This window comes from Candidatus Methanocrinis alkalitolerans, from assembly GCF_029167205.1.
GTDB classification, from domain to species: domain Archaea; phylum Halobacteriota; class Methanosarcinia; order Methanotrichales; family Methanotrichaceae; genus Methanocrinis; species Methanocrinis alkalitolerans.
In genome coordinates, this window is the sequence record NZ_JARFPL010000029.1 from 13677 (window position 1) to 27853 (window position 14177).

12 protein-coding genes and 2 pseudogenes are annotated in these 14177 nt (G+C 57.8%); 2 read left to right on the forward strand and 12 right to left on the reverse strand.

Translation table 11 applies throughout. The features are described 5' to 3' along the window. Positions 1–24 precede the first annotated feature (24 nt). The 8 genes and pseudogenes from P0O24_RS09205 to P0O24_RS09240 form a co-directional block, all read right to left on the reverse strand. On the reverse strand, positions 25–1161 hold the full coding sequence (locus P0O24_RS09205) for a glycosyltransferase family 4 protein (RefSeq protein WP_316969460.1): 1137 nt from the start codon (positions 1159–1161) through the stop codon (positions 25–27). Between the two features lie 11 nt (positions 1162–1172). Then, positions 1173–2300, reverse strand: a complete 1128-nt coding sequence (locus P0O24_RS09210) for a glycosyltransferase family 4 protein (RefSeq protein ID WP_316969461.1) — start codon at positions 2298–2300, stop codon at positions 1173–1175. Between the two features lie 71 nt (positions 2301–2371). Beyond that, the gene (locus tag P0O24_RS09215) at positions 2372–3508 is read right to left on the reverse strand and encodes a glycosyltransferase family 2 protein (protein ID WP_316969462.1); all 1137 of its coding nucleotides are present in this window, start codon (positions 3506–3508) and stop codon (positions 2372–2374) included. After that, positions 3495–4111 (reverse strand): annotated as a pseudogene (locus tag P0O24_RS09220) (RNA-guided endonuclease InsQ/TnpB family protein); the annotation flags it as partial. The gene P0O24_RS09215 and the pseudogene P0O24_RS09220, both read right to left, overlap by 14 nt. Positions 4112–4291: 180 nt before the next feature. Beyond that, on the reverse strand, positions 4292–4591 hold the full coding sequence (locus P0O24_RS09225) for a hypothetical protein (protein ID WP_316969464.1): 300 nt from the start codon (positions 4589–4591) through the stop codon (positions 4292–4294). A 155-nt stretch (positions 4592–4746) separates the two neighbouring features. Next, a complete protein-coding gene (locus tag P0O24_RS09230; protein WP_316969465.1) occupies positions 4747–5634 on the reverse strand; it encodes an SWIM zinc finger family protein in 888 nt (295 codons plus the stop codon). A 17-nt stretch (positions 5635–5651) separates the two neighbouring features. Continuing rightward, positions 5652–8642 (reverse strand): DEAD/DEAH box helicase, encoded by a 2991-nt coding sequence (locus tag P0O24_RS09235; protein ID WP_316969466.1) that lies wholly within the window; start codon positions 8640–8642, stop codon positions 5652–5654. Positions 8643–8676: 34 nt separating this feature from the next. After that, complete coding sequence (locus P0O24_RS09240) at positions 8677–8976, reverse strand: hypothetical protein (RefSeq protein WP_316969467.1); 300 nt, start codon at positions 8974–8976, stop codon at positions 8677–8679. A 45-nt stretch (positions 8977–9021) separates the two neighbouring features. On the opposite strand from P0O24_RS09240, the gene P0O24_RS09245 reads away from it, so the two are divergent. Then, positions 9022–11232: an STT3 domain-containing protein gene (locus P0O24_RS09245; protein WP_316969468.1), complete on the forward strand. Its 2211-nt coding sequence runs from the start codon at positions 9022–9024 to the stop codon at positions 11230–11232. A gap of 46 nt (positions 11233–11278) precedes the next feature. Here the strand turns inward: P0O24_RS09245 and P0O24_RS09250 are convergent, their stop codons facing one another. From P0O24_RS09250 to P0O24_RS09260, 3 genes are all read right to left on the reverse strand, one after another. Further along, positions 11279–11554, reverse strand: a complete 276-nt coding sequence (locus P0O24_RS09250) for a DUF357 domain-containing protein (RefSeq protein ID WP_316969469.1) — start codon at positions 11552–11554, stop codon at positions 11279–11281. A gap of 41 nt (positions 11555–11595) precedes the next feature. Beyond that, on the reverse strand, positions 11596–12150 hold the full coding sequence (hpt, locus tag P0O24_RS09255; RefSeq protein WP_316969470.1) for a hypoxanthine/guanine phosphoribosyltransferase: 555 nt from the start codon (positions 12148–12150) through the stop codon (positions 11596–11598). A 115-nt stretch (positions 12151–12265) separates the two neighbouring features. After that, positions 12266–12781 carry a peroxiredoxin gene (locus P0O24_RS09260; RefSeq protein ID WP_316969471.1) on the reverse strand — a complete coding sequence of 172 codons (516 nt, stop codon included), beginning with the start codon at positions 12779–12781 and terminating at the stop codon, positions 12266–12268. Between the two features lie 55 nt (positions 12782–12836). On the opposite strand from P0O24_RS09260, the gene P0O24_RS09265 reads away from it, so the two are divergent. Continuing rightward, positions 12837–13700 (forward strand): SDH family Clp fold serine proteinase, encoded by an 864-nt coding sequence (locus P0O24_RS09265; protein ID WP_316969472.1) that lies wholly within the window; start codon positions 12837–12839, stop codon positions 13698–13700. A 63-nt stretch (positions 13701–13763) separates the two neighbouring features. On the opposite strand, the pseudogene P0O24_RS09270 reads toward P0O24_RS09265, so the two are convergent. Continuing rightward, a pseudogene (locus tag P0O24_RS09270) lies at positions 13764–14051 on the reverse strand (RNA-guided endonuclease InsQ/TnpB family protein); the annotation flags it as partial. Positions 14052–14177: the final 126 nt, after the last annotated feature.

Consider the following 14177-nt stretch of genomic DNA (forward strand, 5'->3'; position numbering starts at 1 on the left):
CCCTGAGATATATCTGCTAATTTTTCATCCGGGTCGCCGAGGAGCGACCAGCTCCTCGTAGACGCCCTCGACCCTTTCAGCGACCGTACTCCACCCGTACTTCTCCACCGCCAGCCTGCGGCCTGCAGATCCCATCTCCTTCGCAACTGGCCCGTCCTTCAGGAGACGGATTATAGCCCCGGCGAGCTTTCTGGGGTTTGAGGGCTCGACGGTCAAACCGGCCCCATTCTCCTCGATATCCTCGGCGACTCCCACGATATTGCTGCAGATCACCGGCCTTCCGCAGGCCATGGCCTCCAGCGCGACCATCCCGAACCCCTCCTGGGACCGCGATTTGGATGGGAGGACGAATATGTCGCTTCTGTTATAATGCTTCGCCACCATATCCTCGGGGATGAAACCGAGGAACTCGACGCTGTCTCCGATGCCCAGGTCTTGCGCCATCCCACGATAATGGCCCAGGAGCTCTCCACTGCCGCCGACAAAAAGCTTCACTTCCGGATGGTCCTCCTTCACCAAAACCAGCGCTTCGAGCAGATCGTCCAATCCCTTGTAGCTGTGATACCTGTCGAGGCTGCTCAGAAAGAAGAGCGTTCCGCCGTCCGTCGCATCCCCCGTAGGGCTGAACCGCGATAGATCGACCCCCACGGGGATCGTCTCGATCTTATCGCGAAAGCTCCTGAGGTGGGGGGAGGAGTCTATATAGCCGGGCTGTATGATGATGATCTTCGCAGCCATCCTCAGCAACAGCTTCAAACCCGTCCCGTTGTAGAGCTGGGCGATCCGTCCCGCAAACCCCTCGCCGACGATATCGTTATAATACGTCAAAACCAGGGGCCGTCTTTTGGCAGCGGCGGCGATGGCGCTGACGTCGGCGGACCACGGCGTGGGCAGGTGGGTGTGGAGGAGGTCGAAATCCTCCCTCAGGATCTCAACCGGCAGGCTGGGGGTGATGTTCGTATTCGCCACCTTGCCGATGTAGGGGAGCCGACGAACCCTGATCCCCTCCAGAACCTCCTCCCCTGCCGACTTCGGCTCGTTTGCGCAGAGGACGGTCACCTCGTGGCCGAGGCCGACGAGCTCTCGAGATAGGCTGAATACGTAGTTCTCCACCCCGCCGGTGTAGGGGCGAAAGCGAGCCGGGGTCATGAGGATCTTCATCTTTTCACCATTTAGAGCCTCTCGTATACTCCTTCGACCTTCCTCGCGATATCGGACCAGTCGTAGCCTCTTGCAAATTCCTTCGAATCTCTGGCCATCTTCTTATAGGAGCCGTCACTGAGAAGATCTATCATCTTCGACGCCATAGATGGAGCCGACGGATCGCATAATACCCCGTTCACCCCCTCCTTGATGAGGGCTGCTGCGGCGCTCCTCTCTGCATCGACGACTACGGCCGGAAGGCCGGAGGCGTTCGCCTCCAATAAAGAGATGCCGAACCCCTCCCTCATGGAGGGGAGGACGAAGACCTTCGAGGACTTCATCTTCGCCGTCACCTCCTCTTCTGAGTCGAGAAACCCCAAAAAATCGACGTTCTCCTGGATCTTCAGCTCCTCTGCCAGCCTTGCGAGCTTCTCCCTCTCAGGGCCGTCCCCGACGATACAGCACCTGATCTCGGGCAGATCTTTCTTGGCGATCCCCACCGCCTCTATGAGGAGGTCTACCCTCTTGTGGGCCGAGAGCCTCCCGGCGTAGATGACGTCGCATGAGGGCTCTGCGGCCTCGACGGAGTCGATCTTCCGAAGGTCGACGCCGTTTGCCACCACCTCCATCTTCACGCCGTTCACCCCCAGGGCTGATAGATCGTCTCTCACCATCTCCGATACGGGGATTATCTTATCAGGGAGACGGACCGCGAGCCTCTCGATCCCCTCCCCAACCATCCCCTTCCATCCCAGGTACTCGCGCCAGTAGTCGCCCCAGACCTCATGCCAGGTTATGACGAGGGGCGTCTTACCCAGGACGGAGTGGACCTTAGCCGGAAAGCAGTGAAGGTAGGGGAACTGCTGGGCGTCGATGACGTCGAACTCCCCCCGGAAAGAGCGCAGGAGCCTCGACGAAAAAATGACCGCGGCCTTTATCGACCGCCTCCCATCGACGTAAAGGTCCATAGGGTCGCAGACGGCGCACAGGCGGACCCCCTCCCGTTCGATTGCCCTCTCGCCGTCCCAGTATTTCATCCCGAAGATGGTCACCTCGTGCCCCCTCTCCGCCAGCCTCCGGGATATCTCCCAGACCCTCTTCTCCGCACCTCCCTTGACGTGAGGGTAAATTACGTCGTGGATATAAGCGATCTTCATGGTCGCCCCGGGACTCTTCTATCTTTTCCTCTCATCTTGCAGACCTCCCAGGCTCCATCACCCCGCCCGGCTCATCCCTCCCTTCCTTCATCGGAGTTGAGGAGGAGGAGGCTTATGAAGATCGCCGAGAACGCCGTCTGAATCCCCATTATCGTCAGGACCATCGCCATCACCGACTCCTGCATCTCCTGGAGGGATCCGTATCCCGCCTCCATCCAGGTCAGTATCACCTTCAGCCCCAGGATCACTCCAGCCGATAAAAGAACCGTCCCCACGATGAGCTCCCTCTCCAGGGAGTGGTAGCTTGTGAGGCTCTTTGCAAGGCGGCCCTCTCCACCCACCCCATAGGCCTTTCCGAAGGCAGCGATGTAGATCCCCGAGAGGAGGGTCTGATAACCGATCAAAAGGAGCATCGACCCCAGGATGAGAGAGTGCATCCTCAGCTCCCGGCTCGGCTCCTGGATCAGTACGAAGAGGGTCAAAGCAAGGCCGATGACCAGGGCTACAGACCCCGGAAAGAGGAGGAAAGGACCCGGCCGATAAAGCATCATGAACCGCAGGTGCCTCCAGCCGTCGGAGAAGGATCGCAGCTTCGAGGCCCCCTTCCGCGGGGAGTAGGTTATGGGGACTTCCCTTATCCGAAGCTTCTTTCGTGAGGCCTCTATCACCATCTCCGAGGCAAACTCCATCCCCCCGGCCCGGAGGTGGAGCCCGTCGAGAGCCCCCCTCGTCATAGCCCTCATCCCGCAGTGGGCATCGGAGATCCCTGCCCCGAAGAGGAGGTTGAGGATCCGGGTGAGGAGGGGGTTACCTACATACCTGTGGAGGGCGGGCATCGCCCCCTCTTCTATGGTCCCTTTGAGCCTCGTCCCCATGACCAGATCAGCCTCTCCCCTCTCCAGGAGCTTTATGAACTCGTCCATCTCGCGGGGGTCGTAGGTGAGATCCCCGTCCATCATGACGATGTACTCGCCCCGGGCCCGGGCAAACCCCGCCAGGTAGGCGTTGCCGTACCCCAGCTTCTCCGGCTTTACCACCACCGCCCCGAGGGAGAGGGCGACCTTTGGCGTCGAGTCCGAGGAGCTGTCCGCCACGATCACCTCCCCCTCGATCCCCATCGCATCGAAGACGTCCATCGCCCGGCTTATGCACTCTCCGATCGCCTCCTCCTCGTCCATGGCGGGGATGACCAGGCTAACAAGTGACACAAATCAAGACCAGAGTCCCTGGGGATAAGCTTTTTTGCTTGTAAACTACCCCCCTCTGAAGAGGGGGGCTTTCTGTAGCCCTGGAATCTTTTCTGCCATAGTTAGGCAGAACAACCCCGGGCCTCCAGGCTGGTTTACAACAGCCCCAAGATCTGCAATGTTTCGAGCACCGTTAAAGTCCGCGTCACCACACCATCCACACGAAGGACAGGAAAACTCTTTCCCTTTCCTATCCCCTATACGATGACACCGATGACAGGTCTTGCTTGTGTAGGCAGCTTCTACCAAAATTACCGGGATACCTGCAGCTAGAGCCTTGTAGCTCACAAACTCCTTAAGCTGGTAGAACGCCCACTTGTGCAGCGATTTTATTCGACGATTGGAGGTTTGCCTGATCCCTGACAGATCTTCCAATGCGACCGCAGACTCGGTTTCAATGACACTCTGAACTATACTTTTGCTGATCCCATGGTTAACCCATTTCTGGAACCTTTGCTCCTTACCCGACAGCCGTTTCAGAAGTTGCCTACATCTCCGTCTGGAACTTCTTGTGCCCTTCGAGGCTTTACGTTGGAGGTCGGTTCTCAGTTGGGCGAAATGGTCTCCATGGGTCATCGGTTAAGGAGTTTAAGCTACACAATATTTCCATTTTTCACACGAATTATGCGTCATCTAGATTTGATCCGATTTAATGGGTCATCGGTTAAGGAGTTTAAGCTACACAATATTTCCATTTTTCACACGAATTATGTGATTCAAGTCTTGGCGATGAAGTGGGAAGCCCTACCCTTTAGGGTAGGGTAGTTCACACTCTTCGATCTTGTTCTTACCAGCAGTTTTGCGGTTCGAGGCTACTCGTCTTATAGCCTGAATAGTTAAGTTCGCAGATAGTCCGAACGTCTCCCTTACATCTTGGTAGATCAAGTACTGCATCTTAATCCCGCCCTTAACCTTCGGATCGACGTTCTGATTGATCCAGGTGCAAGCGTCGGCAAAAGCTTTCAGAGTATATTCGATACTGTTGATCTGCCCATCTGATGGATTCGGCTTACACCGAACGGTTAATACCTGATCTACCATCATGTCAATGTTGATCTTTCAGCCATAAATATATTTTTGTCTAACGAGGCAGGAGAATAAGTACAGCCTCCTCCCACAACTGAAGTCGCGGGAATCCGGCCTGAGTTCTTTCTTGAATAGATTGATGCGAAGGCGCCGCCGAATTCGGGCCTCGGCCTTCAGGCGAAATCCAGGGCACCGTTCTTGGCAGCCATCTTTCGCGCCGCCTGACCTGCCACCTCGTACGCTCTTGGAAGATTGGACGCGAGGTTGGATCCATCGATAGAAAAGGGCGCGTCACCGAGCCGTTTGAGGACTGCACAGGAAACCTCAGGGGGTCGAGGACGGGGCGCCACCAATTGAAGCTCGTCGCCGAATTCCCAGAAATGATCGAGCCGTTCTTCAAGGGGGCTCTCATCCAGATCCGGGGGGGCGTCGTCCGCAGCTTCGACTTCCTCCGCCGACAGAGTTGATGCCCGCCGTTCTCGGAGAGCCTCGATGATCTCCTCCTTTGTCCTTCCCAGCAGCTTAAATATCAGAAACGGGTCGTCGTCGAACTTCTCTGCCATTATATAATAGACCGCTGCGATGTGTTTGCAGGGGTTTGACCAGTCCGGGCAGGAGCAATCGGTCTTGATATCCTTTTTTCCTGGAAATAGTGAACATCCCGCATCGCTGAAGGCGTCCTCGATATCTTTTGGCATCTCTCCGGAGAGGAGTTTAGCTGCAAAGATCGCCTTCGATCCCATGGCTTCGATCGCCTTCTCCCAGTCATCATCGGCGATGAGCGCAAACCTGATCTCGATATCGTAAGGTTTTGACCGGACCCCCTGGACCTTGGATCTAACAAGCCCCTTCTGGACTTCGATGGATATTACCTGGCCTTTCCTGGCATAGGAGCGGCCTCGCCCCAGCCTCGCCCCCATATTGAAGGATTCGAGGAGGGCTACCCATCGTTTCGACCACCACTTTTCACCGATGGCGCCGCGTCTGCTCTTCGCCTTGATCCCATCTTCGACCTCTTTGGGCCTTCGAGGCTCATAGTATCCCCAGTAGCCGCTCATCATCGATCATCTCCCGCGAATCAATCCTCTACGGCATCACATCTCAAGGTCAGGACGTTGCGGAGATCCTCAGTTGATAGCTCCGTCAGCCACCCCTCGCCGGTGCCGATGACCGCCTCTGCAAGCTCTTTTTTATCCTCGATCATCCTGTCGATCCTATCCTCCAGGGTGCCCATACAGACGAACTTGTTGACGAAGACGTTCTTATGCTGGCCTATCCGGAAGGCTCGGTCGGTCGCCTGGTTCTCCACCGCGGGGTTCCACCACCGATCAAAGTGGAATACGCGGCTTGCGGCGGTGAGGTTGAGGCCGAAGCCTCCTGCCTTGAGGGAGAGGATGAAGAAGGGCGGCCCGTCTTGCCCGGACTGGAACCGCTGGACCATCGCATCTCGCTGTTTCTTAGGGGTTTTTCCGTGGAGGAATAGAGCCTCGCAGCCGAGCTTCTCCTGAAGATGGTGCTTCAGCATGGCGCCCATCCCCGCGAACTGGGTGAATATCAAAGCTTTGTCCTCGGATGCCAGGACCTCTTCCAGCATCTCTTCGAGGCGGGTCAGTTTTCCGGAGCGGCCGTCCAGAGGACTTCCGTCCTGGAGGAATAGAGCTGGGTGGTTGCAGATCTGCTTGAGTTTGGTGAGGGCTGCGAGGATCAGGCCTCTGCGCTCGATCCCCGCCGAAGATTCGATCTTTTCCAGCATATCTTCAACGACGGCCCCGTAGAGGGTCGCCTGTTCTGAGGTGAGGTGGTAGTAGACCTTCGTCTCGACTTTGTCGGGGAGGTCTCTGATTATGGACGGGTCCGTCTTGAGACGCCGCAGGATGAAGGGTTGGGTCATCCGCCGGAGGCGTTCAGCTCGTTGCTGGTCCCGGTACCTCTCGATCGGCAGGGCGAAGGTCTCGTGGAACCTCTTGGCGGGGCCCAGATAGCCGGGGTTGAGGAAGTCCATGATCGACCAGAGTTCCGAGAGGCGGTTCTCCACCGGCGTTCCGGTGAGGGCGACCCTCTGGTCGGCCTTGATCCTCTTAACGGTCTTCGTCTGTTTTGCTGCGGGGTTTTTGATGTTCTGGGCCTCGTCGAGGACGACGTTCTGCCAACGGATCATCGATAGGGACTCTTCGTCCCGCTGAGCCGTGGCGTAGGTGGTGATGACGAGATCGTTACGTTCGGCTTCTTGCCCAAATTCACTATCGGACAGCCTGTCTGCGCCGTGATGGATCATGACATGGAGGGATGGGGCGAAACGGTCCAGTTCCCGTTGCCAGTTTCCCACCACCGACATGGGGCAGATCAGAAGAGACGGCCTCCGGAGATCTTCGATGGCCCGTTGGTGGAGCAGGAAGGCGATAAGCTCGACGGTCTTGCCCAGGCCCATATCGTCGGCGAGGCACGCCCCGAACCTCAGCCGGTGCAGATAGCTGAGCCAGGAGAGACCTTTCATCTGATATGGGCGGAGGGTTCCCATGAAGCTTGCGGGGACGTCGACGGCCTCGATCTCGCCCTTTCCGGAGAGGCGGCTCAGCATCTCGCGGATCCGGCCCTCCGCCTCCACCTTCAGGACGGGAAGATCGTTTTCGATGGCCATTTCGGCGCCCAGGCCCAGCCGGATCGCCTCCTCCAGGCAGATGGCGTCAGTTCCCTCTCTTCGCTTCTTCTCGAAGAACCCGATCGCCGTCTCGATCTCTTCCGGCGGCAGCTCCACCCATTCGCCCCGGACCTGGATGAGGGGTACCTTGAGGTGGATCAGGTCGCGCAGCTCCACCTCGGTGAGGGTCGAATCGCCGAGGGCGAGCTCCCAGTCGAACTTCACGATGGACTTCAGGCCGAAGAGCCCCCGGCTTATCTGGGGGTCGGTTTCTGTTTCGTCCTCGGGATCAATAAGCTTCAGCTTCAGGCCGAGGCGTGAGCCCCGCTTCTCCCACCAGGATGGGAGGAGGACCCCAAACCCGTTCTGTTCCAGTAGGGGCGCCGATTCCCGGAGAAACCTGTAAGCTTCATGGGTTTGAAGCTCAAGTGCCGCAGGACAGGCATCTTGGAGGCACCGTTCGATCTCCGGGGAGATGCGGGATGCGGCTCCGAGTTCTGCCAGGAGGTGTTCCTGGGGGTTATTGATCTTTCTTTTGAGGAAGATGGCGGTGTTGGACCGGGCTTTCCAGACCTCTTCTGCGGGAACGAGGAGGCTCTTGTCGTCTTTTGACTGGAGGAATATGCGGACCTGCCATATCCCGTCGCTCGCCTCCGCCGGGCCCGTGGGCGCGTCCAGCCTGAAGCAGGTGCGGAAAGGCGCCCTTGGGGATGGGGGCTTAAGCTGGGACAGCCAGCGCTGGATCTTCTCAGAGAAGGCGGTGACCTCTTTCAATGGGGCTTTCAGGGCGGGGTCTTCTCCGGCCAGAGCCCGGAGGAATTGGCGCGGCAGAGGTTTGACCTTGGGAGGCCGACCGCCGAGGTCGGGTTCGAGTTTTGTCTTCTCGGTGATGAGGGACCAGCGGACGAAGGCGTCGGTCGTCAGGTCGATGAAGCTTTCGACGAGCTGCAACGGTGATGGTCCCCCTTTTTCTTTCGATCTTTTTCTTGACGGGCCCTCCTCTTCCAAGGCGAGGCAGCTTGGAGGTAGGGCTTTAGCGAGGGACTTGACCCTAGTTTGGTCGTCCTCGTCTATTATCGGCGTCCAGCGGGCTGCGCCATCCCTTATCGCGGGAGCAAACTGTTCGCGGGCGATCAATTCAAGGGAGAACCTCGCAGCTGCGATCCAGAACCGGAGGGAGCTGGCGAAGACGATCCCGGGAGGCGGATGGACGGGGAGATCGAGGAGCATGACGAAAGCGGCGCGGGGGTCGAAGGCGAGGGCGTCGATCTGCCACGGGGATAGGCCCGAGAGCACCTCATCGGCGCTATCTTCCTTGATGAGCCACGGGGATGGTAGAGGGCCCTTCTTGGTGGAAGGCAGGCTGCATATGATCGTCTTAACGCCTGGGGTTTTCATCCCGAAGATGGCCGCCATCTCGTCTTTGAGCATCTCTTCTGGGATGGCGAAGGGGTGGGGTTTTGGTTTAGGCCTTTTGGGTCGTCTTCCCCTCGAGGGCGGAGCTGAACGGGGAAGCGCCGATGATTCCGCCCAGAGGTAGTGGCTGCCGCCGTCCCAGATTGCGTGTATGACCAACATGCTCTGAAGATGGGTTTTGACGCATACCTGGTATAATTATGCTTTTGTGGAGGGGATCGGGGTCCCTTATCTTGGATAGTCCGATGGCGGGGCCGGGGTTTGCAGCGGAGCCGCCGCATTCCACCTCGTTCTGGCCGTTGTGCTGGGATCGCTGCGGTGGAACTGTTGGAGCCATCTTCTCGAGCATAAAATAGAAACTTATTTGAACGGCGGTTGTGATCCCAATCCTAATATGGCGAGGGAGAGATCACACATCGCGAGGGGGAGATCACGCGAGCTTTGGGGAGTCTTGGCAGCCTTCCTCCTGGCGCTCTTTTTGAGGCTGGTTCCAGCAAGAAACGCCTTTGTCGAGGGAGGGATCCAGTTTTTCAGTTACGACTCCTTCTATCACATGAGGAGAATAGTCTATACCGTCGAGAACTTTCCTTCCACCCTCTGGTTTGACTCCTACCTGAACCATCCCCACGGTCTGGATCTGACATGGCCCCCCCTCTTCGATCAGATGATAGCTGCATTCTCCCTCCTATTAGGCGGATCCTCCCAGGCCGTGGATATGGCAGCAGCCGTCGCCCCACCAGTTCTGGGATCGCTGATGATCGTCGCCCTTTACCTCCTGGCCAAGAAGCTCTTCGGGACGAAGGTGGCCCTCCTCTCGGCCTTCCTATTGGCGATAGACTCGAAACATATCGCAAGGACGATCTTTGGGTTGCCAGATCACGATCCACTGGAGCTGCTCTTCTTTTTGGGGGCTCTGCTCCTCCTCGCTTACGCCCTGACGGAGAGGAATCGATGGCCAAAGTACGCGGTACCGGCGGGGGTTCTCATCGCCGCCACCGCTTATACCTGGCTCGGGACCCCGGCATATATGGCCGCACTCCTCGTCTATGGAGCCCTCCAGATAGCCCTGGACCTCAAGGAAGGAAGGTCCTCTGAAGAGACGATCCTCCCCCTGGCCGCCGCCTTTGGGGTCGCCCTCCTCCTCTTGCTCCCCTTCTGGGATGAGCCGTGGCTCAAACCTTCCTTCTTTGGAGCCGTCGGATCCATGGCAGCCCTCGCCTTCTTCTTCGTCCTCTCGCGTCTCTTCTTCATAAAGAATCTGCCTTGGCAGGCTTTTCTCCCCACCGTCGCAGCATCTTCCTATATCGCCTTCATCTTGAGCTACACGATAGGCGTCGGCGGGGAGATCCGCTCGCTCTTCAGGAGCGGTATCGGATATTTCGGCGGAGGCGACCTGGCAAGGGTGGGGATAGAAGAGGCGATGCCGATATTCAGCGTTTATAACATCTTCTCCCTCCCAGGCCTGGGCCTCCTCTTCGCCCTCGCGGGGCTCGTTATCCTGATCTTCACCATCCAACAATCAGGCTTCAGGAGAGATCAGATGCTGTTTCTCGTCTGGGCTCTATTCTCCACGGCGATGATGGTCTCACAAGCCCGATTCTTATTCCTCTTCTCCATCAGCGGGGCGATCTTGGTCTGCCTTCTCTTCTTCTGGGTGGGAGAAAGGGTCAGATCCTCGGTCCGTCTTGAGAAGGTCGATTCTGAGGCGCGGGAGGCGGGCATTGGCATCTTCCTTTTGATCCTTCTCCTCCCTGCTGCAGCAAGCATTCCGGGGATCGCCGAGTATAGGCCCGCGATATCCGGAGACTGGCATGAAACCCTCATCTGGCTCAAAGAGAATACCCCTCCCACCGAAGGGTTTGATACCCCCGTCATGGCCGGAGACTACGGCGTAATGAGCTGGTGGGATTATGGCAACTGGATCCTGTATCAGTCGGAGAGGCCGGTGGTGGCGAACAACTTCCAGGCCGGAGCAGAGGACTCTGCACGGTTTCTCCTTTCAGAGAACGAAGAAGCTGCCATATCCATAGCCGATGCAAGAGGCGTGCGATACGTGATAACATCACAAAAAATAGTATATAGAAAGCTCCCCTTCCTGGCTCGCTGGATCGATGAAGATCCCGGCAGCTACGTCCAGATATCCAAAGATTCGGATATCGTCAGCTATCATCACTTCGCCAGGTTCATGAAGACTATGCTGGCGAAGCTTCATCTCCTCGACGGCTCAACCCTGGGACACTTCCGTCTAATATACGAGTCGCAGACCACCGATGGGCTAACTTTCCCCGTCAGCCAGGTCAAGGTCTTCGAGGGGGTCGAGGGGGCGAAGATCACGGGGACGACCCCCTACAGCGAACCCATGGGATTGATCCTGGAGATGAGATCAAACCAGGGGAGAAGTTTCCAGTACCATAGCTCAGCGATGCCTGTGGACGGCCGCTACGAGATCGTCGTCCCCTATTCGACTGAAGTGACAGATGGTGTGAGTTCGGTGGGCCCCTATCTCCTGGGACCCCTGTTGGACGTCGCTGGTGGCGAAGCAAGAGGGGTGGATGTGAGCGAAGAGGACGTCCTGGAGGGGAGAACCATCGTCGTCGATTTCTGACGGGCGAGATCCTCACCACTCTTGCTGTCAATTCGTCCCTATGCGGTCAGAGGGACGTATCGACCCCTCCGACATCGCCCTTCTTGACGAGGACTCCCACCTCCAGGCCGATCTCGATCCAGGCCCAAGCCCAGATGACCGCCTCAAAGGCCCTGATCAGATCGCCCTTCTCGGCAAAGTACCGGCAGTCGGATATGTAGGCCTTTATGTTGGAAAGAAACCTCTCCCCTCCATCTCCCCGGGCCGAGACCGTCTCCACCTCCGCCCGGGCTCTTTCCAGCCATTTCTCCGTCTCGGCGGAGAGTTCCTCCCTAGTCCCCAAAGCCCTCGCCGCCCGGAAAGATCCTCCTGCCTTCCAAAGCCCTACTCCAGGATCCTGACCCCGCGCTCGTCGGCATCGACCCTCAACATAGTCTTGATGGTGTAGCCGTGGCTCTTCAGCCTCTCGACCCCCTTGCCCCTCTCTATAACAGCGACTAGGTCCACCACCTCGGCTCCTGCCGCCTTCAGCGCTTCCAGGGTCGCAAGAGCCGTCCCCCCGGAGCTTACGACGTCGTCGACGACGATCACCCTATCTCCGGGGGATATGCCGTTGAGGTAGAGCTCCCCCTTGGAGTAGCCTGTGACCTGGCTCACCTCTATCTCCCCGGGGAGGCCGTACTTTCTCTTTCTGATGATCACCAGGGGTATGTCGGTGAAGAGGGAGAGGGCTGTGCCTATGTGGATCCCCATCGCCTCGATGGTGACGATCTTATCGACGTCCAGGTTCGCCGTCCTGATGATGTGGGTTACCACCTCCCTGATCAGATCCGGCCTCACCTCGGGGACGCCGTCGGTGATCGGGTGGATGAAGTAGTTGTAGTCGCCTCTCTTGTAGATCGGCGCCTCCAGTAGAGATCTCTTGAGCCTTTCGAGCAAACGATATTCCTCCTAAACCGATGAAGCAGGACGGCGGCGGGGGCTTAAAACCTTCCCCATTTTCACCCCGACGATCCATCACCTACCCGCCCTCTTATCTTCAGGCCATCCTCCTTCATCCCTCCCCGGACTCTCCGGCGGCGAGGGATCTCATCTCCCCCAGAACCTCGTCGACGTGCCCCTTCACCCGGACCCTCCTCCAGATCCGGACGACGTGCCCGGCAGGGTCGATGATGAATGTGCTCCTGATGACCCCCTGGTGCTCCTTGCCGTACATCTTCTTAGTCCCCCAGGCGCCGTAGGCCAAGAGGACCCGGTGGTCGGGGTCGCTCAAGAGCAAGACCGCTATCCCGTGCTTATCTTTGAACTTTCTGTGGCTCTCGGTGGAGTCGGGGCTGACGCCCAGAACCTCGGCTCCCAGGGACCGAAAATCACCGATCGCGGATGAAAAGTCGACGGCCTCCTTCGTGCATCCTGAGGTGTTGTCCCTGGGATAGAAGTAGAGAACGATCCACCTTCCCAAGAGATCCCCAAGGCAGACCTGCCCTCCGTCCTGGTCGTGGAGGCAGAAGCCTGGCGCCGGATCTCCAGATCCTATCGCTATCTCTTTACCTTTCGATTCTTCTGTCACATCATAACCATTGGATCAACAAATTTTAAATAGAATTCCGTGGCTCTATAACCCGATGCCCGATCCTCTCCTCCTCCAGGTCGTCCCGGAAGCCCTCCTGAGCAACATATGGGTAATCTTCTTTCTGATCCTCTTCCTCGTCCCCATGCTCCAGAGGAGGTACCTGGAGAAGTCGAGGAGAGCCCTCCTCGTCAAGATGGGCAAGAAGAGGAAGTCGGTGGTGGTCACCCTCATCCACCGGCAGGAGGTCCTGAGCTTCTTGGGGATACCCCTGGCCAGGTACATCGACATCGACGACAGCGAGCAGGTTCTGAGGGCCATCAGGACGACCCCAAAGGACGTCCCCATCGACCTGATCCTCCACACCCCCGGCGGCCTCGCCCTCGCCGCCACCCAGATCGCCCTCGCCCTCAAGGCCCACCCGGCGAAGAAGACCGTAATCATCCCCCACTACGCCATGTCCGGCGGGACCCTCATCGCCCTCGCCGTCGACGAGATCATCATGGACCCCCACGCCGCCCTGGGCCCCGTCGACCCCCAGCTCGGAGACCAGACCGGGTCTTACCCCGCCACCTCCCTGGTTAAGCTGATGGATAAGAAGAAGATCGACGAGGTGGACGACAAGACGATAATCCTCGCCGACCAGGCGGAGAAGGCCCTCAGCCAGATAGAGGGGCTCGTGCGGACTATCCTGGACGGGAAGTGTGACGGGGAGAATGCCGACGTCATCGTCGAGGAGTTCGTCTCAGGCAAGTACACCCACGATCACCCCTTCCTGGCCGAGGACGCGACGAAGCTTTTGGGCGACTGCGTCAAGACCGACGTCCCCGGCGAGGTCTACGACCTGATGAAGCTCTTCAGGATGGAGGTGGCGAGGCGGAGGCCCGGCGTTGAGTACGTCCCAGTGACGGGGAAGTAGGAGATCCCGCCGGCCGGACCTTCAACGCACAGTGACTACTCCCCCGACTTAAGTCGGGGGCATCTAGGCTTTCGCCACAGACTGTAGCCCCAGTCTGAGAATGTTGATGGCTGCATTGTGATCCCTGTCCAGAGTCAGGCCACAGAAAGGGCATTGGTGAACCCTCTCGGATAGACTTTTCAAGACCATTTGACCACAGCCAGAACATATTTTGGATGTATTCGAAGGATTCACAAGTTCGACACGTTTACCGGCCCATTCTGCCTTGTAAGACGTGGCAGCTATCAGTTTGCTCCATGCAGCATCCGCTATATGCTTTGCCAGGCAATGGTTTTTGACCATACATTTAACCCACATTCCGCGTTTTGAACTTAGAAGTCCTGAATTTCTCTCTGTAAATATCCACAACATTTTTTAATAATAGCATCCAAGGCACCTCGAAGGTAAGTAGCATGGATGTGGACGTCCAATCATACC